Source organism: Methylobacterium sp. J-026, from assembly GCF_022829585.1.
Classification (GTDB): Bacteria; Pseudomonadota; Alphaproteobacteria; order Rhizobiales; family Beijerinckiaceae; genus Methylobacterium.
On the sequence record NZ_JAKSYC010000294.1, the window covers coordinates 17,146 to 38,044 of the forward strand.

General features: G+C 71.1%; 9 protein-coding genes. 4 read left to right on the plus strand and 5 right to left on the minus strand.

From position 1 onward, the window contains the following. The first annotated feature begins 19 nt into the window (after positions 1-19). Together MKK69_RS25170 and glgA are read left to right on the plus strand one after the other, a co-directional pair. Entirely contained in the window at positions 20-1,615 is a 1,596-nt protein-coding gene (locus tag MKK69_RS25170) for an alpha-amylase family glycosyl hydrolase (RefSeq protein ID WP_243972486.1), read from the plus strand. Between the two features lie 213 nt (positions 1,616-1,828). Continuing rightward, positions 1,829-3,367 carry a glycogen synthase GlgA gene (gene glgA / locus MKK69_RS25175; protein WP_243972488.1) on the plus strand — a complete coding sequence of 513 codons (1,539 nt, stop codon included), beginning with the start codon at positions 1,829-1,831 and terminating at the stop codon, positions 3,365-3,367. Between the two features lie 299 nt (positions 3,368-3,666). Here the strand turns inward: glgA and glgB are convergent, their stop codons facing one another. From glgB to treZ, 5 genes are all read right to left on the minus strand, one after another. Beyond that, complete coding sequence (glgB, locus tag MKK69_RS25180) at positions 3,667-5,946, minus strand: 1,4-alpha-glucan branching protein GlgB (RefSeq protein ID WP_243972490.1); 2,280 nt, start codon at positions 5,944-5,946, stop codon at positions 3,667-3,669. Beyond that, positions 5,943-9,221: a maltose alpha-D-glucosyltransferase gene (treS, locus tag MKK69_RS25185; protein ID WP_243972492.1), complete on the minus strand. Its 3,279-nt coding sequence runs from the start codon at positions 9,219-9,221 to the stop codon at positions 5,943-5,945. Before treS ends, glgB begins: the two co-directional genes overlap by 4 nt. A gap of 149 nt (positions 9,222-9,370) precedes the next feature. Next, the gene (locus MKK69_RS25190; RefSeq protein WP_243972496.1) at positions 9,371-12,751 is read right to left on the minus strand and encodes a maltotransferase domain-containing protein; all 3,381 of its coding nucleotides are present in this window, start codon (positions 12,749-12,751) and stop codon (positions 9,371-9,373) included. Positions 12,752-12,947: 196 nt separating this feature from the next. Further along, positions 12,948-17,849, minus strand: coding sequence for a malto-oligosyltrehalose synthase (locus MKK69_RS25195; protein ID WP_243972498.1), 4,902 nt, complete (start codon positions 17,847-17,849; stop codon positions 12,948-12,950). Beyond that, positions 17,846-19,651 carry a malto-oligosyltrehalose trehalohydrolase gene (gene treZ / locus MKK69_RS25200; RefSeq protein WP_243972500.1) on the minus strand — a complete coding sequence of 602 codons (1,806 nt, stop codon included), beginning with the start codon at positions 19,649-19,651 and terminating at the stop codon, positions 17,846-17,848. Before treZ ends, MKK69_RS25195 begins: the two co-directional genes overlap by 4 nt. A gap of 295 nt (positions 19,652-19,946) precedes the next feature. Between treZ and pyrF the strand changes: the two genes are divergently transcribed. Beyond that, on the plus strand, positions 19,947-20,639 hold the full coding sequence (pyrF, locus tag MKK69_RS25205) for an orotidine-5'-phosphate decarboxylase (protein WP_243972501.1): 693 nt from the start codon (positions 19,947-19,949) through the stop codon (positions 20,637-20,639). Positions 20,640-20,703: 64 nt separating this feature from the next. Then, a partial coding sequence (locus MKK69_RS25210) for a DUF1330 domain-containing protein (RefSeq protein ID WP_243972502.1) occupies positions 20,704-20,899 on the plus strand: 196 nt, incomplete at its 3' end.

The following is a 20,899-nucleotide window of genomic DNA, read 5'->3' on the forward strand; positions in this document are numbered from 1 at the left end:
GCAACGCGAGAGGCGCAGCATGACCGACACCGTCTGGTGGAAGCGCGGGACCGTCTACCAGGTCTATCCCCGCTCCTTTCAGGACACGAACGGCGACGGGGTCGGCGACCTGCCGGGCATCACGGCGCGCCTCGACCATCTCGCCTGGCTCGGGGTCGACGCCGTGTGGATCTCGCCGATCTACCCCTCGCCCATGGCGGATTTCGGCTACGACGTCGCCGATTACTGCGGGATCGACCCTCTGTTCGGCACGCTCGCCGACTTCGACGCGCTCGTCGCCGAGGCGCATCGGCGCAAGCTGCGGGTGATCCTCGACTTCGTGCCCAATCATTCCGCGATCACCCATCCGTGGTTCACGGAGAGCCGCGCGTCGCGCACGAGCCCGAAGCGCGACTGGTACATCTGGCGTGATCCGGGCCCCGACGGCGGCCCGCCCAACAACTGGCTGTCGAATTTCGGCGGCCCGGCCTGGACGCTGGATCCGGCCACCGGCCAGTATTACTACCACGCCTTCCTCAAGGAGCAGCCGGACCTGAACTGGCGCAACCCCGCGGTGCGGGAGGCCATGCACGCCGTGCTCCGCTTCTGGCTGGAGCGCGGGGTCGACGGGTTCCGAGTCGACGTGATCTGGCACCTGATGAAGGATCCGGCGTTCCGCGACAACCCGGTCAATCCCGACGCCGCACCGGGGGCGCCCGGGATCACCCGCTTCCTCCAGGTCTATTCCGCCGACCGGCCGGAGGTGTTCGACGTGATCGCCGGGATGCGGGCGGTGCTGCGCGGCTATGGTGAGCGCGTGCTGATCGGCGAGATCTACCTGCCGGTGGAGCGGCTGGTGGCCTATTACGGCCCGGACCTGACCGGGGCCGACCTGCCCTTCAACTTCCAGCTGATCCAGACCCCGTGGCGGGCCGAGGCCGTGGTCGACCTCGTGGCGCGCTACGAGGCGGCCCTGCCCCCGGGCGGCTGGCCGAACTGGGTGCTCGGCAACCACGACCAGCCGCGCATCGCCGCCCGGGTCGGGGAGGCCCAGGCCCGCATCGCCGCGATGCTGCTCCTGACCCTGCGCGGAACGCCGACCCTCTATTACGGCGACGAGATCGGGCTCGGCCACGTGCCGATCCCCCCGGGGGGCGCCCGGGACCCCTGGGAACGCAACGAGCCTGGGCACGGCCGCGACCCGGAGCGCACGCCGATGCAGTGGGACGACAGCCCGCGGGCGGGCTTCTGTGCGGGCTCGTCCGCCGCCGAGCCCTGGCTGCCCCTCTCGGAGGATTGGGCGACCCGCAACGTCGAGGCCCAGCGCTCGGACCCGGCCTCGATGCTGACCCTGCACCGGCGGCTGCTGGCCCTGCGCCGCGACCACGCGGCGCTCGCGGTCGGCGACTACCGGGGCGTGCCCCTCGGGGTCGAGGGGGTGTTCGCCTACGAGCGCGTCCTCGGCGGCGAGGTCCTGCGGATGGTCCTGAACTTCGGCGGCGCGGCCCGGAGCCTGCCGCTGCCCGACGGCGGCTGGACCGTGCTGCTCTCGACCCGCCCGGGCCGCACGGGCGAGGCGGCCCGCGCCGCCCTGGCCCTCGACGCCGCCGAGGGGGTGATCCTGCGCCGCGAATAGAAGTGTCGGCGGCTGGAGGGACTCCGTCTGGGTGCAGCTCATGCCGCATTGCACGCGGCGTAACCGAAGTTTAACGCAGCCGGTGGCCTATTTTGTGCGTCGCAGCGGAACCGTCGCGACGGAGGAGCATTGACCGTGGTTGAGATCGCGACAGCCGTGTCTGCCCGATCGTCTGCCAGACCGGGGCATCCCGCCCGGCCAGGATCAATGCCGATGCTCGATGCGCGCCGTGGTGATCCCTTCGCCGATCGGCCATCGGGCGAAGGGGACGGCGCCGTTCATGTCCCTTCGGCCGCCCGGCCGGCCTCGCTGCGCCGCCGCATCCTCTACGCAACCCCCGAGATGGCCGACTTCGTGAAGACCGGTGGTCTCGGCGAGGTCTCGGCCGCCCTGCCCCGGGCCATGGTGCCGCATTACGACATCCGCGTCCTGATCCCGGGCTACCGGGAGGTCCGGGCCGCGTTCCCCGAGATCCCGGTGGTCGCGCGCCTCGACGGCTTCGCGGGGGTCCCGGCCTGCGACCTCGGCCTCGTCGAGGCGGCGGACGGGCTGCGGATCTATGTGCTGCTGGCGCCCGACCTCTACGAGCGCGACGGCACGCCCTACGGCGACGCCCACGGCGATTTCGGCGACAACGACCTGCGCTTCGCCCGGCTCAGCCTCGCGGCCGCGGAGATCGCCGCCGGCATCGACGCCGATTGGGCGGCCGATCTCCTGCACCTCAACGATTGGCAGGCGGCGCTCGCCCCGGCCTATCTCGCCTGGCGCGGCCGCCGGATCCCGAGCGTGCTGACGATCCACAACCTCGCCTATCAGGGCCTGTTCCCCCGGGACAGCCTGGGCCGCCTCGGCGTTCCGGACTCGGCCTTCCAGGTGGACGGCGCCGAGTTCTACGGCCAGCTCTCCTTCCTCAAGGCGGGGATCTTCTACGCCTCGCAGGTCACCACGGTGAGCGAGACCTACGCCCGCGAGATCCAGACCCCCGAGCTGGGCTGCGGCCTCGACGGGCTGCTGCGCACCCGCGCCGGACAGGGCCGGCTCGCCGGCATCCTCAACGGCATCGACGAGACCTGGGATCCGAGCACCGACCCCCACCTCGCGACCCGGTTCGAGGTCGACGACTGGAAGGGCAAGCGCGCCAATGCCGAGGCGGTGCGCCACCAGTTCGGGCTGGCGGTCTCCCGCGGGCCGCTCTTCGCCATCGTGTCGCGGCTCGTCCACCAGAAGGGCATCGACCTGAGCCTGCAGGCCGCCGAGGCGATCGTGGCCGAGGGCGGCCAGCTCGTGGTGATCGGCCAGGGCGAGGGCCGGTTCGAGCAGGCCCTGCGCGGCCTCGCCAGGCGCCATCCCGACGCGGTCGGGGTCCATGTCGGCTTCGAGGAGGCCCAGGCCCGGCGGATGTTCGCGGGCAGCGACTTCCTGCTGATGCCCTCGCGCTTCGAACCCTGCGGGCTGGCCCAGATGTACGCCCAGCGATTCGGCTCCCTGCCGATCGTGCGCCGGACCGGGGGCCTCGCCGACACGGTCGAGGATGGGGTGACGGGCTTCACCTTCGCCGAACCCTCGGCGGCATCCTTCGGGGCGGCGGTCCGCCGGGCGCTGGAGGCCTTCAGCCAGAAGAAGCGCCTCAACGCCATGCGGCGGCGGGCCATGGCGGCCCGCTACGGCTGGGATCGGGCCGCCGACAACTACGCCGGCCTCTACGCCCGCGCCATCGGCAACAGCCCGGCGCTCCGCTGGCGCGCCGCGTAGGGTTTTTACAGACGGATCGGCTTCTCGCCCTCCCCCCTCTGCGGGGGAGGGTGGGCCCTCCTGACGCAGGGGCCACCCTCCCCGCAGCGCTACGATGCGCACAATTGCTGGCCGACACGTTCTCTCCTCCCCCTTGCGGGGAGGAGTTGGAGGATGGAGCGGTGCGGTGCCTTCTGAGCCACCCCCACCCCTGACCCCTCCCCACAAGGGGGAGGGGAAAAGCGCTCTGTTTTCAGCGTGTTGGCGTCAGACTGAGATGTGTGAATCCGGTAGCCCGCAGAGGGCGGGCGGGATTTACGTCACCGCTCCAGCACGAAGATCATCGTGGCCAGCGGCGGCAGGGTCAGCGACAGGGATTGGGCCTGGCCGTGGCTCGCCTGTCCGTCGCTGTGACCGCCGCCGTTGTTGCCGAGGTTCGAGCCGCCGTAGACGCCGGCATCCGAGTTGAACGCCTCGCGGTAGAAGCCCGCCTCCGGCACGCCGATCCGGTAGCCCTCCCGGGGGATCGGGGTGAAGTTCGACACCACGATGGCGACCTGGCCCGGCTCGGCGCCCTTGCGGGCCCAGGCGATGACGCTGTTGTCCTGGTCGTCCGCCACCAGCCACTGGAAGCCGGTCTGCTCCACGTCGCGGCTGTGGAGGGCGGGCGTCGCGACGTAGAGCCGGTTGAGGTCCCGGACCACGTCCTTGACGCCCTTGTGCAGGGGATCGTCGAGCAGGTGCCAGTCCAGGCTGGTGTCGTGGTTCCACTCCCGCTCCTGGCCGAACTCGCCGCCCATGAACAGCAGCTTCTTGCCGGGATGCCCCCACATGAAGCCGAAATAGGCGCGCAGGTTCGCGAATTTCTGCCAGCGGTCGCCGGGCATCTTGTTCAGCAGCGAGCCCTTCCCGTGCACGACCTCGTCGTGGGAGAGCGGCAGGATGAAGTTCTCCGAGAAGGCGTAGAGCAGCCCGAAGGTCAGGTTGTGGTGATGGTAGCGGCGATGGATCGGATCCTCCTGCATGAAATGCAGGGTGTCGTGCATCCAGCCCATGTTCCACTTGAAGCCGAAGCCGAGCCCGCCGGTATAGGTCGGGTGCGAGACGCCGGGCCACGAGGTCGATTCCTCGGCCACGGTGATCGTGCCCGGGGCGTGGCTGTAGGTCGCCTCATTGGTCTTGCGCAGGAAGTCGATGGCGTCGAGGTTCTCGTTGCCGCCGTAGCGGTTCGGGATCCACTCGCCCTGGCGGCGCGAATAGTCGAGGTAGAGCATCGAGGCGACCGCATCCACGCGCAGGCCGTCGAGGTGGTAGTGCTCGAGCCAGAACCGGGCGTTGGCGGCCAGGAAGGTCGCGACCTCCGTGCGCCCGAAATTGTAGATGTAGGTGCCCCAATCCTGGTGGAAGCCCTGGCGGGGATCGGCGTGCTCGTAGAGGTGCGTGCCATCGAACTGGCCGAGCCCGTGGGCGTCGAGCGGGAAGTGGCCCGGCACCCAGTCGAGCAGCACGCCGATGCCGGCCTCGTGGGCGGCGTCCACGAAGGCCGCGAACTCCTCCGGGGTGCCGAACCGGCTGGTCGGGGCGAACAGCGAGACCGGCTGGTAGCCCCAGGACCCGTCGAACGGGAACTCGGTGATCGGCAGCATCTCGATATGGGTGAAGCCCAGATCCTTGACGTAGGGGATCAGCCGCTCGCCCAGCTCCTTGTAGGTGAGGTAGCGGTTGCCCTCCTCGGGCACCCGCGCCCAGGAGCCGAGATGGACCTCGTAGACCGAGATCGCCGCGTGGCGCGGGTCCTTGGCGCCGCGGGTGCTCATCCAGCCGGAATCGCGCCAGTCGAACTCCCCGGTCCCGTGGGTGACCGAGGCGGTCTCCGGCGGGTGCTGGGCCGCGAAGGCGACCGGGTCGGCCTTGAGCGGGATCAGGGCCCCGTCGGGGCCGCGGATCTCGAACTTGTAGCGCACGCCGGCGGTGAGCCCGGGCACGAACAGCTCCCAGATGCCGCCGTCCTGCCACAGGCGCATCGGGTGGCGCCGGCCGTCCCAGTCGTTGAAGTCGCCGACCACGCTGACCTTGCGGGCATTGGGCGCCCAGACGGCGAAGCGGAAGCCGTCGATGCCGTCGAGCCGCCCGGACTGGGCCCCGAGCATCCGGTAGACGAGGTTGGTGCCGACCTCGCGCAGGGTCGCCACGTCGTACTGCTCGATCGACGAGCCGAAGCCGTAGGGGTCGTAGCGGCGGCGCTTCGATCCGTCCCAGGCCTCGACCTCGATCTCGTAGAGCGGCCGGTGCTCGCCCTCGACCCGGGCGACGTAGAACCCGTCCGGGTGGCGCTTCTCGAAGGGCACGCTGCGCCCGTCCATCACCAGGGTGGCGGCCCGGGCCTCGGGCAGGACGGCGCGCACCTCCCAGGCATCCGGCCCGGCCCGGTGGGGGCCGAGCACCGCGAACGGGTCGCCGTGGCTGGCGCTCATCAGGGCGGCGATCGCGTCCGGATGGACGCTCGGCGCCGCGGCGGCGGAGCCGGGGACCTCTGCGTCCCGCGCCGTCGCCGCTTCCGGGTCGGCCCGCGTTGCGAAGGTCTCGTCGATCGCCGTCATTCCGATGCTCCGGGCTCGTGTCGGTCCGCGTCCAGAATGGTGAGAACCCCGCGGGCGGGAATTTCGATCCAGTCCGGCCGGTTGTTGGCCTCGTAGTCGACCTCGTACAGGGCCTTGGTCAGGAGGCACAGGCGCAGCAGCCGCGCCCGCGTGCCCGGGTCGGTCACGGCGGCCCGGGAGCCCACGACCGCGGCCTCGTAGCCGTCGAGGAACGCCGCCTCGATCATCCCGCGCCAGGCGGTGGCGGCGTCGCGGGCCCGCTCCTCGGTGTCGCCGAACCGGGCGGCGATCTCGCGGGTCACGGTCTCGGCACCATACGCGAAGGAGCGCATCAGCCCGGCCACGTCACGCAGGGGCATCGACTTGGCCCGGCGCTCGTCGGCCGGGCGCGAGGGCTCGCCCTCGAAGTCGACGATGATCAGGTCGCTCTCGGCGACCAGGACCTGCCCCAGGTGGTAGTCGCCGTGGATGCGGGTCTTGTAGGCACCCAGAGGCGGCGCGTCGGTGAGCGCGTCGATCAGCGTCTCGACCTCCTGCCGGCGCGGGAGGAGGGCCGCGCAGGCGGTCTTGCCGGCGTCGAGGCCGCGCTCGGTGAGCCCTTTCAGCGCCCGGAAGGCGCGCTCGGCCTGGTGGCGGGCGTCCCGGGCGAGCACCGCGAGGTCGGCCTCGGTGAACGGCTCGGCCGCGAAGGCCGGGTCGTCGGTCTCGGTCGCCAGCGCCGCGTGCAGCTCGGCGGTGCGCCGCCCGAGCAGCTCCGCCCAGGGCCGGTGGGCCTGGAACGCCTCCTCAGGGGTCGCGGCCTCGCTCTCGGGGGTGAGCACCACGGTCTCGAAGTCCCGGCGCAGGCCCTCCAGCATCAGGGTCCAGGCGTCGCCCTGGTTCATGACGAACTTCTGAAGGACCGCCAGCGCCGTCCGCGTGCCGTCCTCGGCCACGTGTTCGAGGGTGCCGAGGAGCGCGGGGGTGTTGGAGAACCCCGCCTGCTCGGTGAGGAAGCGCCCGACCTCGATCTCGGGATGCATCCCCGGCTGCAGACGGCGCAGGAGCTTGAGCATCATCTTCGAGCCGATGGCGATCGAGGTGTTGCTCTGCTCCGCCGAGAGCCGGCGGATGTCGGCCACGTCGACCGTGACCTCCGGGTCGAAGGCCGAGGTGGCGGCGAAGACCAGCCGCCCGCTCTCGGTGGGAATCTCGCGGGCCCGGCGCATGTCGTCGATCAGGCCGGCGGCGAAGTCGTTGGAGCCGGCCGCCCCGTAGAGCAGGCCGGTGCGCGGCCCCCGGCGCACCCGCGCCACCGCGAAGGGCAGCAGCGTCTCGTCCTCGCGGCCCTCGTCGACGCCCACCGGCACGAAGTACTGGTGGGTCTCGCCGTTGGCGAGCTGCACGTCGAGGCGCGGCAGGAGGAAGCGCGCGCTCCCGTCCACGTCCTTGACGGCGGCGCAGTCGATCACCTTCACGCCCCTGATCCGCGAGCCCTTGGCGCCGAACCAGCGCCGGCTCGTCAGGAAGGGCGGCACCACGGTGCGCTCGAAGGCGACGCGCTCGCGGCCCGACATCAGGCTCTCGATGCCGCCGGTCAGCACCAGGGTGAACAGCTCCGGCAGCTCCTGCTGCGGGCCGATCGCCCCCGAGCGGGCGGCGCTCAGGGAGAACCAGTAGAAGCCGTAGGACGGCAGGGTCAGCAGGTAGGGCAGGTCGCCGATCGGCGGGAACTCGGTGCCGCCGGTGAGCTCGATCGGCACCGCGGTGCGCAGTTCCGACAGGTCGAGCTGCACCGCCTGGGGCGCGCGCGACAGGTTGGCCACGCACAGGACCCGCTCGTCCTCGTGCTCGCGGATCCAGGCGAGCACCTTGCGGTTCGACGGATACAGGAACTGGATCGTGCCGCGCCCCAGGGCGACGCTGTTGTTGCGGATCGCGATCATGCGCCGCGTCCAGTTCAGCAGGCTGGTCTGCGCCTGGATCTGCGCCTCGACGTTGATCGCGTCGAAGCCGTAGATCGGGTCCTGGATCGCCGGCAGGAACAGCTTCTGCGGGTTCGCCCGGGAGAAGCCGCCGTTGCGGTCCGGGGTCCACTGCATCGGCGTGCGCACGCCGTCGCGGTCGCCGAGATAGATGTTGTCGCCCATGCCGATCTCGTCGCCGTAATAGAGCACCGGCGTGCCGGGCATCGACAGGACGAGGGACTTCATCAATTCGATCTTGCGCCGGTCGTTCTCGAGGAGCGGCGCGAGGCGGCGGCGGATGCCGAGATTGATCCGGGCCCGCCGCTCGGCGGCGTAGAACGACCAGAGATAATCGCGCTCCTCGGCGGTCACCATCTCGAGCGTGAGCTCGTCGTGATTCCGCAGGAAGATCGCCCACTGGCAGCCCTCCGGGATCTCCGGGGTCTGGCGCATGATGTCGGTGATCGGGTGCCGGTCCTCCCGGGCGATCGCCATGTACATCCGCGGCATCAGCGGGAAGTGGAACGCCATGTGGCATTCGTCACCGTCGCCGAAATACTGGGCGGTCTCCTCGGGCCACTGGTTGGCCTCGGCGAGCAGCATCCGGTCCGGGTAGCTGGCATCCAGCGCCGCCCGGATTTTTTTGATCACATCGTGGGTTTCGGCGAGGTTCTCGCAGTTCGTGCCGTCGCGCTCGATCAGGTAGGGGATCGCGTCGAGGCGCAGGCCGTCGACGCCCATGTCGAGCCAGTAGCGCATCGTCGCGATGACCGCTTCCAGCACCTTGGGGTTGTCGAAGTTCAGGTCCGGCTGGTGGCTGTAGAACCGGTGCCAGAAATACTGCTTGGCGACCGGGTCCCAGGTCCAGTTCGAGGCCTCGGTGTCGAGGAAGATGATCCGCGTGTCCTTGTACGGCTCGTCGGTGTCCGACCAGACGTAGAAGTCGCGCTCGGGCGAGCCGGGGGGCGCCTCCCGGGCGGCCTGGAACCAGGGATGCTGGTCGCTGGTGTGGTTGATCACGAGTTCGGTGATCACCCGCAGGCCCCGGTCATGGGCTGCCGCCACGAAGGCCTTGAAGTCCTCCATGGTCCCGTAGGACGGGTTGATGCCCTCGTAATCGGCGATGTCGTAGCCGTCGTCGCGCAGCGGCGAGGGGTAGAACGGCATCAGCCAGATCGCCGTGACGCCGAGGTCGCGGACGTAGTCGAGGCGCTGGGTCAGACCCTCGAAGTCGCCGATCCCGTCGTTGTTCGCGTCGAAGAACGACTTGACGTGGATCTGGTAGATGATGGCGTCACGGTACCATTGCGGGTCGCTGCGATCGATCATCGCGTCGCTGCCTCATCGGTCGGATCTGACGGGACCGGCGGGGGGACCGGCCGGGACGCGGTCGGTCGGCCGCCGCGCGGGTGCAAGGGTCGGCGACGGGAACGCCCGCCGCAGGATTCAACTGCCATGGCCGAGTGCCACGGGCGGGCTCAGCCCGCAACCCGCCGCGGCGCCCGGAGGCGCCAGATCACGCAGGATCGCTCGGCCGGATCGAGGGCGATGCGGTGGGTCTTGCCGCGCAACTCGAACGTGTAGCCCTGGAGCAGGTCCTCGACCTCGACGGCACCGTCGTCGGGCAGGCCGAACAGCCAGAGCGGCACCTCGTAGGTGCATTCCTGGCGGTTCTTCGGATCGAGGTTGACCATGGTGAAGACGCAATTGTCGCGCTCCGGCGTCGCCTTCGCGTAGGCGATGATCTGATCGTTGAAGGCCCCGGTGAAGACGACGTTGCGGAAATCCCAGAGGGCCGGGTTCTCGCGCCGGATCGTGTTGAGCTTGACGATATGCGCGCGGATGTTCCCCGGCCGGTGATCGTCCCAGGCCTTCAGCTCGTATTTTTCCGAGTTCAGGTACTCCTCCTTGCCCGGATACGGCGCCGCCTCGCACAATTCGAAGCCGTTGTAGATGCCGTAGACCGACGACAGGGTGGCGGCGAGCGTGCCGCGGATCACGAAGCCGGCGCGCCCGCTGGTCTGGAGGAAATACGGGTTGATGTCGGGTGTGTTGGCGAAGAAATTCGGGCGGTAGTACTCGCCCATCTCCCCGGCCAGCTCCAGGGCGTAATCGGTGAGCTCCTGCTTGGTGTTGCGCCAGGTGAAGTAGGTGTAGCTCTGCTGGTAGCCGGCCTTGGCGAGTTTCTTCATCATCTTCGGCCGGGTGAAGGCCTCGGCCAGGAAGATCGCGTCCGGATAGCGGCCGTTGACCTCGCCGATCACCCATTCCCAGAACGGGATCGGCTTGGTGTGCGGGTTGTCGACCCGGAAGATGCGCACGCCCCGGGCGCACCAGCCGAGCAGGATGTCGCGCAATTCGATCCACAGCCCGGGCAGGGCCCCGCCGTAGAAATGGACGTTCGAGATGTCCTCGTACTTCTTCGGGGGGTTCTCGGCGAATTTCAGCGTGCCGTCGGGGCGCCACTCGAACCATTCCGGGTGGTTCTTGATCCAGGGATGGTCCGGCGAGCACTGGATCGCGAAGTCCAGCGCGATCTCCATCCCGGAGGCGTGGCTCGCCGCCACCAGCCGCTCGAAATCCTGGAGCGTGCCGAGGTCGGGATGCACGGCCTCGTGGCCGCCCTCCTCCGCGCCCACCGCGTAGACCGAGCCGACATCGCCGGGCTCGGCCTTGAGGGTGTTGTTCTTCCCCTTGCGGTTGGTTCTTCCCACGGGGTGGATCGGCGTGAAGTAGAGGACGTCGAAGCCGAGCTCGCGGATCTCGGGGAGCCGCCGGATCACGTCGTCGAAGGTGCCGTGGCGGTTCACGTCCATCGATTGCGAGCGCGGAAAGATCTCGTACCAGGCCGAGAACCGGGCCGCGAGGCGGTCGGCGATCACCGGCAGGGTCACGGGATAGCGGGTGAGATTCACCCGCTCGGCATTCCGGCGCACGAGGCTCGCGGCGTCGGGCTGGAGGATCCGGTCGAGCTGGGCGGGCGAGCCCGCCTCCTCGGCGGCCAGCGCCGCCACCAGGGCGGCGAGGCGCTCCGCGTCGCGGCCGCCCCGGGTCCGGGCGAGGGCGGCGGCGGTCTCGACGACGGTCACGCCCTCGATCGTCTCCAGGCGGATGTCGACCCCGGCCGCGCGCTTCTTCAGGGTGTCGCGGATCCAGGAGGAGAACGGGTCGCGCCACGCGATCAGGGTGAACTCGTAGCGGGCGTTTTTCTCCAGGGGGAAGTGCCCGGCCCAGCGGTCGTTGTCGGCGAAGACCATCGGGTCCTCGCGCCAGCCCTCGCTGCCGGCGACCCGCGACAGGATCGCGGCGTCGATGATCTCGTGGCCGTCGGAGAAGATGTCGGCCTCGACCCGCAGGGATTCGCCGACGATCCGCTTCACCGCCGAGCGGCCGCCGTCGATCTCGGGGGTGACCGCCTCGATCACGACCCGGCCCTCACCGTCCGGGGAGCCCCGATCGGGGAACTCGGCGGCCTGCTGGGTGCCCGCCGCGAGGATGCGCAATTCGCCCGGGAGCAGATCGATGGCGCTGCCGGGATGGAAGGCGATCGGCTCGGCCCCGGGCGTCCGGTCGACGAAGGCGCCGAGCATCCCGCCGGTGCGGGCGATCAGCGTGCCGGCATCCACCGGCACCGGTCTTTCGGTCGGGTTGTAGAGCACGATCAGCCCGTGCCGCGCCGAGGCCGGATGGCCGGTGTCGAACCGGGCGAGCGCCACCAGGTCGCTGTCGGGCGCGGAGATCCGCAGCTGCGCGCCCTCGACATTGGCGGCCGGCAGCTCGGCCCGCAGGGCGTTGACCGCCCGGACATAGCCAGAGATGTCGATCCCGGTCTCGCTCTCGCGGTCGCGCGGGGTGGTCTCGACCACGTGCAGCGCCCGGCGGTAGCCCCACTCGTAGCCGATCGGCATCAGCACGCCCGCCGAGAAGAAGGCGGCGAGGGCGTAGCGGGTGCGCAGATGCGCCGCCACCGCCTCGGGGCCGCCGCCGATCCCGGCGGCGAGGCGCTTCATGTCGTGGTTCTCGGGGAAGGCGATGGACGGCGCCAGCACCCGCAGGCGCTCGTACTGCTCCAGGGCCCAGGGCTTCTGCAGGTCCCACCACGCGAAGGAGTTGAACAGGTAGTCGAAGCCGGCGCCGGCCGTGGCCTTCGCCTCCTCGAAGGTGCAGCCGAGGGTCTCGGCGGCGAACAGGCAGGCGGGATCCCGGCCCTTGGCCTCCCCAATCAGCACGCGCCAGGTCTCCGGCGGCACCTTGTAGGCGGCATCGCACCGGAAGCCGGCCACGCCGAGCCCCTGGAGCCGGGCGACGTAGGCGCCCCAGATCCGGGTCAGCTCGTCCCGGGCGGCTTGGGTGTGGTAGTCGAGTTCGGCGAGGTCGCCCCAGACGGTGCGGATCGACGGATCGTCCGGATCCACCGCGGCCGGGTGCATGATCGAGCCGTCGGGCTCCTTCATGAACAGGTCGGGCCGCTCGGTGGCGAGCCGGGCGTTGTCGGCGGTGTGGTTGATCACGAGATCGGTCATCACCGACAGGCCGGCGGCCTTGGCGGCGGCACAGAAACGCTGGATCTGCGCGTCGTCCGGGGTGCCGTCCTGGTCCCGGAACCGCTCGTCGAGGCGCTCGGGATCGGCGACCGCGTACAGGCTCCGCGAGCCCCCGGTCTGGTGGAACGGGTTGAGGTAGATCCAGTCGAAGCCGAGGCTCGCGATCCGGGGCAGCTCGGCGGTCCAGTCCGACACGCGCCCGACCAGGAGCGGGAACAGGTTGTAGATCCGCGGCCCCTCGGCCCGGGGCGCCAGGGCGGCGGGCAGGACGGCCTCGGCCCCGGACGTCGCGGCGGCTTTGGTCGGTGCGTTCATGCTGGCCCCTGGCTCCCGTTCACTGTGTCGTAACGCCCGAAGCGTGTGGCTGTGCCGCGCAGTTCGACGTGTCTCAGCAGAGTTGGATGACAAGGCTGCGGAGGGACGTTTTGGAATACGCGCTGCCGCACCTGCCACCCTGCGCGTCCCCTCCCCCCTTTGCGGGGGAGGGAGAGAAGCGGGGGCGCCGGTCCCCTCACGATTCCCGCCGCAGCACCACGTAGGGCAGATCGCGCAGGAGGACGCCGAGATCGGCCCCCTCCCCTTCGACGATCCGCCCCGTCGCGAGGTCGCGCCAGCGGGTCCCGACCCCCAGATCGACCCGGGTGCCGGCAAAAGCCTCCCCCGACCAGGTTGTCTCGCCGACGAGCCCGGCCACGAGCCGCGGCACCGCCACGAACAGGTCGCCGCCCTCCTGGCCCGGATCGGTCCGCCGATAGGCGATCACGTGGTCGGCCCGGGCGCCCGCGGCCGCGACGGGCTCGTAGGCGGCGCTGGCGTAGAAGTCCGGGCGCTCGGCCCGCTCCGTGAGGAGCCGTGCGAGCGTCGCCTGCTTGACCCGCCCGTCCGGCCAATGCGCCAGCAGGGCCGCCGGTTCGCCGCCCTGTTCGAGCATCCGTTCCAGGGCCGGGTAATCCACCGGGCGGCGGTTGTCGGGATCGACGAAGGAGAAGTCCCAGAGTTCCGTGCCCTGGTAGGTGTCGGGCAGGCCCGGCAGGGTGCATTTCAGGACCGTCCGGCCGAGGCTCGCCAGCATGCCGAGATGGGCGAGCCGCCGGGCGAAGGGCCGGAGCGCGCGCAGGAAGTCGGAGCCCGGGGCGATCAGCGCGGAAAACAGCTTCCTGACCGCGCCCTCGTAGACCTCGTCGACATTGACCCAGCTCGACCGGCGCTTGCCCTCGCGCATCGCCTTCTCGCCGTAGGCGATCAGGCGGTCGCGGAACGTCGCGATCACGGCGGGCTCGTCCCGCTCCAGCAGCTCCAGGGGCCAGGCGCCGAGGATCGCCTGGAAGAACATCCACTGGTCGTTGGCGTCGGGGGCGGGCTCGCCGTCGATCCGGGCGAGGTGCGGTCCGGCCGCGCGCTGCCACAGGTCCCAGGCCCCGGCCCATTCCTCCGGGATCTCCGAGAGGGCGAGCAGCCGGGTGCGGGCATCCTCGCCGCGCTTGGTGTCGTGGGTCGCCGTGGTGATCATGGCGTTCGGCCAGTCGCGGGCGCGGGCGACCTGCAGGTCGTGGAAATGCTCCGCGTCGATGCCGTATTCCCCCGGATCGCCGCCGACCTCGTTGAGGCCGAGGAGGCACGCGTACCGGTAGAACAGCGTGTCCTCCAGGCTCTTGGCCATGACCGGGCCGGTGAGCTGCTGGAACCGGCGGCGGAAGCGCAGGGCCACCCGCGGGTCCGGACGGCCCGGGCCCGTCGTCTCGATCCGCCCGAGCAGGACCTCGGCGGCGAAATCGTGGACCGAGCGGTCCGGCAGGCCCGACCAGCGCTTGGCCTTGGCGACCGCGCCCTCGATCAGGCGCACGTCCTCGGGCTCGACCTCGCCCTCCTCCAGCTCCGGCGGCAGGTAGCTGCGGTAGGTCGGGAAGCGCGCGATGATCTCGATCAGCGCCCGGCGGAGCGCGTTGACGGTGAAGTCGCGGGTGCGCCGGTCGGCGTCGGCGACCTCCTTAAGGTCGGAGGTCAGCACCTCCAACTCGCTGGCGAAGCTGATCTCCAGGATCTCGGCCTTGGCGGCGCGGAGCTGGAACCCGTAGGGCTCGTCGAAGCCCGTGGCCCAGGTGTAGAGGCGCTCGACCTTCCCGCGCCTACCCTTGTCGACCAGGATCCCGTCGAGCTGGTTGAGCACGTCGTAGCCCGTGGTCCCGGCCACCGGCCAGGGCCGCAGCCGCTCGCCGGGCTCCAGGATCTTTTCGACCACCACGTAGAAGCCGGGGCCCACGGCGGCCTGCAGCGCCCGCGCGTAGCCCAGCGGGTCGGCCAGCCCGTCGATGTGGTCGACGCGCAACCCGTCGATCCGGCCCGCGCGGACGTGCCGGAACACGGTCTCGTGGGAGCGGTGGAAGATGTCGGACAGCTCGACCCGCAGGCCGGCGAGCGAGTTCACGTCGAAGAACCGGCGGTAGTTGATGTCGCTCGAGGCCACCCGCCAATGGGCGAGCCGGTAGGCCTGAGCCTCCAGCAGCCGGTGCAGCGGCCCGAAGCTGTCCGGCCGGCCCTTGAAGCCGTTGAGCAGCGCGAGCGTGCTGGCGGTGGCCTCCTGGATCAGCGGCGACACGCCGTAGATCTCGGCGAGCCGGCGCTTCAACCCTTCCGCCTCCTCGGGGAAGCCTTTGCGGCGGGTCTCGTCGGTGTCGATCGCCATGGCGCGCAGGCGCTCGGAGATGGCGAGCAGCTCTGCGGTGGTGTCGTCGTCCACCGCCCCGATGGCGGCGATCACCCGGTTGAGGATAGTCGGGTAGCTCAGGGGCCGGATCGGCAGCTGGTGCTCGTAGTGCCAGACGCTGAAGGCCCCGGTCTCGGGGTCGAACTTCAGCGTCAGCGTGCCCTTCTCCAGGGCCTCGCCGTAGCGGTCGCCGAGGAACGGGATCACGAGATTCCGCCCGGCCCCGAGGCGCTGCCAGTCGATGTCGAAGGCGTCGGCGAAGGGCGACAGGGAGCCCCATTCCAGGACCGAGAGCCACCAGGGATTGTCGGCCCCGCCGACGCCCATGTGGTTCGGCACGATGTCGAGGAGGAGCTTGATCCCGTGCGCCCGCAGGGTGTCGGACAGGGCGACGAAGCCCGCCTCGCCGCCGAGTTCCGGGTTGAGCGCCCCGTGGTCGACGATATCGTAGCCGTGCGTCGAGCCGGCCCGGGCCTTCTGGAGCGGGGAGGCGTAGACGTGGCTGATCCCGAGGGTCTTCAGATAGGGGACGATGCGTTCCGCATCCGCAAAGGTGAAGTCCTTGTGGAACTGGAGCCGGTAGGTCGATTGCGGCGGCGGCACCGCGAGCCGGGCGGCCCCGGAGCGCGGCCCCCGCGCCTCGGCCGAGAGCGCCGCCGCCAGCTTGGCCAGCGGGCCGCCGGGGGCGGCGATGTCGGTCAGGTCCCGGTCGAGCTTGCGCCGCCAGTTCGGGTAGCCCTCGGTGGAACCCGGGACGTTGGCCTGGGCGAGTTCCGAGACCACGTCCTCGTACTGGACGGCGGTCAGCATCGACGGCGCCCGGGCGAGGTAGCGGGCGGCGGCCTCGAAGGGCGCGGCCTCCGGCGGCTCGGCCGAGGGCAGCAGCTGCTCCCCGGCCAGCGCCTCGGTGAGGCGGCGGCGCTCGACCACCCGCTCGTTGCGCTCGGCCTCGGCGCGGTCCTGATCGTACAGGCCGAGCGATTGGCGTGTGTCGGTGTCGACCCCGCGCCACCAGCCGACGAAGGTCGGCAGATCGTGGGTGGTGATCGCGGTGAGCGCGTCGCGCGGATAGGCGGCAGGAGCCTTGAACCGGCCGTCCCCTTCCCGCTCGAAGGCCAGGATCCGGTAGCTCAGGACGCCGGCCCGCATCAGGGCGTCGGAAAACCCCTCGGGGGCGGTGCCGAGATCCTCGGCGATGACCAGGCACTTGTTGCGGTGGCTCTCCAGCCGCAGCACCGCCAGCATCGGCTCGAACGGCATGGCCACGTAGGCGCCGGCCTGGGCGCCCGCGCCCAGCGGGATCAGGAACAGGCGGGCGAGCTGGAAGGCGTGGTCGATCCGGATCGCGCCGGCGTGGCGCATGTTGGCCTGGACCAGGGCCCGGAACGCCGCGAGGCCGTCGCGCTCCATCGCCAGCGGGTCGAAGGCCGGCAGGCCCCAGTTCTGGCCCTTGGGGGCGAGGAGGTCCGGGGGCGCGCCGATCGACACCTTGTCGGCGAAGCGCTCGGGATGCGACCAGATCTCGGAGCCGCCCCGGTCGGCGCCGACCGCGAGGTCGCGGTAGAGCCCGACCCGCATGCCGGCCCCGAGCGCCGCCGCGGAGGCCTCCGCGAGCTGCCGGTCGGCGAGGTATTGCAGCCACGCATGGTAGCTGACGGCCTCCGCGTTCTCCGCCGCGAAGGCCTGCACCGCCTCCGTGCCGGCACGGCGGTATTCCTCCGGCCAGTCGCCCAGCCAATGGGCCCCCTGCCCCCGGAAATGCTCCGCCAGGGCCTCGAACACCGCGTGGGCTTCGAGATCCGCGCCGCCCTCCTGGCGAAAGTGCTGGAAGCCCGCGTCCGTCCCGGCCCGGGCCGGCGAATCCGCCCACAGGGCCCGGAGCACCGGCTCGAGCACGTCGTGCACGCCCTGGTGGTCGACCAGCGCCGCCTCGCGCAACGCCGCGATGGCGTCTTCGCGCGCGGCGAGCAGCGCCTCGGCCCGGGATCCCGCCAGTCCCGGCAGGCTACGGGGCGCGATGAACAGGGTCTCCAGGAACAGGCGCGAGGACGGCGAGTAGGGGGAGATCTTGGTCCGGTCGGAGGCGAACAGGGCGTGGACCGGGCTCAGCCCGAGGAAGGCCGCCCCGCGCAGGGCCGCCTCGCGGGCCGCCTCGCCTGCATCCGCATAGGTGCCGATGCCGATATTGGTGGCCGAGCGCAGGCCGTAGAGCTGCGCGGCCAGGCCCCAGTCGGAAGCCCCCTCCTCCGTGTAGGGCCGCGGGCGCCAGCAGCGCTGCGGCGCGGCGATCACCCAGGCCTCGGCCCGGCTCTGCCCGGCCTGGACGGTGAGGCGGTGATAGCCGGGTGTCAGCGGCGGCAGCTCGAAGCCCGGCTCCGGACCCTGCAGATTGGCCCGGCCCTCGCGGGCCGTCCCGCGGGCGTCCACGAGGCGCCAGACCAGGGTATGGGGCGCGCCGTCCTGAACGCGGACCGGCACCCGGGCGGTGCGACGGGCCTCCACCGGCAGGAGCGGCGGGATCGGGCCGCGGCGCAGGTGCTCGACCTCGGCGAGGCTCCCGGCGATCGCGGCCTCGTCGTCCACCGCGAAACCCAGGGCCGCGAGCAGGCCGCGGCGCACCTCCAGGGAGGTCTCGACGGGCTTGCCGAAGGCGTCCGTGTAGCCGGCGGCGACGCCGACCAGATCGGCGAGCTGTTCCAGGGGGCTCACGAGCGGGACTCCGAGAGGAACACGCCGGTCCAGGAAGGCAGGTCCCGTCCGGTCGTGTCAGGGGCGTTGGTCCAGACCACCCGGGCGCCGCCCGGATCGACCGCATAGGCCGCGTCCCCGAAATTGGCGACGCAGCGCAGGGTTCCGGCGCCGAAGCGCCACGTGCAGTCGACCACGTCCGGCCGCGGCAGGGTCGCGGCGGCGCCCCGGTAGCCGGACTTCGCCAGGGGCACGACCACGTCGCGGCGCAGGGCCAGCAGCCGCGTCGTCTCGGCCAGCACCTCGCGATGGGGCGAGCGGTCGCGCTCCGACCAGTCGAGCTTCGAGGCCTCGAAGGTCTCACGCTCCGTGGGATCGGGGATCTTCCCGGTATCGTCCGCGAAGGCGGCAAAGCTCTTGAATTCCCGGCGGCGGCCGTCGCGCACCGCCGTGTTCAGCGCCTCGTCCGGGGCGAAGTCGACGAAGAACAGGAACGGCGCCGAGGCCGACCATTCCTCGCCCATCCAGAGCATCGGGATCTGCGGGGCCAGCAGCAGCCCGGCCCGGGCGAGATCGAGTTTCTTCGGATCCGCCAGGTGGCTGAGCCGCTCGCCCAGCGCCCGGTTGCCGACCTGATCGTGGTTCTGCAGGAAGGTCACGAAGGCGGAGGGCGGGAGGTGCCCGGAGGGCTCGCCGCGGGGGTGGTTGTCCAGGGTCGCGAACGGCTCGCCCTGATAGGCGAATCCCTCCGCGAGGCACCGGGCGAGGTGGGCGACCGGTTTGTCGGCAAAGCTCTTATAATAGCCGGCGTCTTCGCCGGTGAGCAGCACGTGCCAGCCATGGTGCAGGTCGTCGGCCCATTGCGCGTCGTGCATCTTCGGCCGGCCGGCGGCGTCGCGCTCCAGCCAGCGCGCCTGATTGGCCTCGTTCTCCAGCATCAGGTGGATCTGCCGGTCCGGGAAGGTCTTGCGGACCGTTTCGCCGAGCTCGGCCAGGAAATGGCGCGGCGAATCGTCGAGGATCGCGTGGACGGCGTCGAAGCGCAGGCCGTCGAAACGGTATTCCTCCAGCCAGTACAGGGCGTTCTGGATGAAGAACTGCCGCACAGTGGCGCCGCTCTCCTTGCCGTCGAAGTTGATGCCCGCGCCCCAGGGGGTCTGGTGGCGCTCGGTGAAGAAGGTCTTGGCGTAGGCGTGGAGGTAGTTCCCGGCCGGGCCGAAATGGTTGTAGACCGCGTCGAGATAGACCATCAGCCCGAGCCCGTGGGCGGCGTCGATCAGGCGCTTGAGATCTTCCGGGCGGCCATAGGCGCCGTCGGGCGCGTAGGGCAGCACGCCGTCGTAGCCCCAGTTGCGCGAGCCCTTGAAGTCGGCGAGCGGCAGCAGCTCGATCGCGGTGACGCCGAGCGCCTTGAGGTCGGGCAGGCGCGCCTGGAGACCGGCATAGGTCCCCTCCGGGGTCGCGGTGCCGACATGGCACTCGTAGATCACCGCCTCCTCGAAGGGCCGCCCGGTCCAGGCCTCGTCCGACCACGCGAAGGCGCGCGGGTCGAGCACCTCGCTGAGGCCCCCGACGTCGTCCGGCTGGAAGCGTGAGGCGGGATCGGGGACGACGAGGTCGCCGTCGATGCGGAAGCCGTAGCGGGCGCCGGGCTTGACCCCGGGCAGGGCGGTGCGCCGCCAGCCGCCGCCGGATTCGGGCAGGGGATGGTCGGTGCCGTTGACGACGAGATCGACGCTCTTGGCGGTGGGGGCCCAGAGGGCGAAGCGGACGCCGCCCTCGACCATCTCGGCCCCGAAATCCATGCTGTGGGCGCGCCGCATCGGGCCACCGTCCTCGTCATTGGCCGCGCGCACCGGGGCGCAAGCGCGGCAGGATCTATCAGATGGTGGGAGAAGGCCCCGGGGTCGATCAGGTTCCCGCGGTGCAGCTATGGCGGGGTGATGAGACGGCAACCGTGCGAAAAATGGCGCGGTGGCCGGGGCCGGGGCCGGGCCCGGCCGGGCGGCGCGGGCGGCAGGGCGCGCGCCAGGGCCGGTAGGGGCGATCGAGCGTCCGGCGGCCGATTGACAGCCCCGGCCGGGCCGTGATCCGTGCCGCGAGCCGGAAGGACGCCCGATGACCGACACCGCCGACCCCCGCGACCGCCTGATCGTCGCCCTCGATCTGCCCGGCGTGCCCGAGGCCGAGGCGCTGATCGACCGGATCGGCGAGGCCGCGACGTTCTACAAGATCGGCTACCAGCTCGCTTACGCGGGCGGGCTGGCGCTGGCCGAGCGGCTGGTGGCGCGCGGCCTCAAGGTCTTCCTTGACCTGAAGCTCCACGACATCGGCAACACCGTCGCGGAGGGCGTGCGCGCGGCCTCGGGATCCGGCGCCACCTTCCTCACCGTGCATGCCTATCCGCAGACTATGCGGGCGGCGCTCCGCGGGCGGGGCGCGGGCCTAAAGATCCTGGCCGTGACGGTGCTGACCTCCTACGACGATGCCGACGCCGCCGAGGCCGGCTACGCCCTGCCGGTGGCGGAGCTCGTGGCGAAGCGGGCCGCCCAGGCCGCGGAGATCGGCATCGACGGCTTGGTCTGCTCCGCGGCCGAGGCGGTCTCGATCCGGCGGATCGTCGGGCCGGAAAGGCTGATCGTCACCCCGGGGATCCGCCCGGCGGGCGCGGCGGCCGGCGACCAGAAGCGGGTCATGACGCCCGGGCAGGCGCGGGACGCGGGGATCGACCACGTGGTGGTCGGGCGGCCGATCACCGGTGCCGCGGATCCGCGGGCCGCGGTGCAGGCGATCGTCGCCGCGCTGACCTGATCCCCTCCGCCATTGCCTTCGGACGCCCGGGATCCACTTCGCACCCGAGCGAGGAGGCGCCGGCATGACGAAGGGCTACTGGATCGCGCGGGTCGATGTCCGCGACGCGGAGGCCTACAAGGACTATGTGGCGGCCAACGGTGCCGCCTTCGCCAAGTTCGGCGGCCGCTTCCTCGTGCGCGGGGGCGCCCACGAGGCGGTGATGGGCCAGGCCCGGTCGCGCAACGTGGTGATCGAGTTCCCGAGCTACGAAGACGCCC

Coding starts and splice junctions, on each gene's coding strand:
- MKK69_RS25170 (WP_243972486.1), top strand. CDS start 20: ATGACCGACACCGTCTGGTGGAAGCGCGGGACCGTCTACCAGGTCTAT.
- glgA (WP_243972488.1), top strand. CDS start 1,829: ATGCTCGATGCGCGCCGTGGTGATCCCTTCGCCGATCGGCCATCGGGC.
- glgB (WP_243972490.1), bottom strand. CDS start 5,946: ATGACGGCGATCGACGAGACCTTCGCAACGCGGGCCGACCCGGAAGCG.
- treS (WP_243972492.1), bottom strand. CDS start 9,221: ATGATCGATCGCAGCGACCCGCAATGGTACCGTGACGCCATCATCTAC.
- MKK69_RS25190 (WP_243972496.1), bottom strand. CDS start 12,751: ATGAACGCACCGACCAAAGCCGCCGCGACGTCCGGGGCCGAGGCCGTC.
- treZ (WP_243972500.1), bottom strand. CDS start 19,651: ATGCGGCGCGCCCACAGCATGGATTTCGGGGCCGAGATGGTCGAGGGC.
- pyrF (WP_243972501.1), top strand. CDS start 19,947: ATGACCGACACCGCCGACCCCCGCGACCGCCTGATCGTCGCCCTCGAT.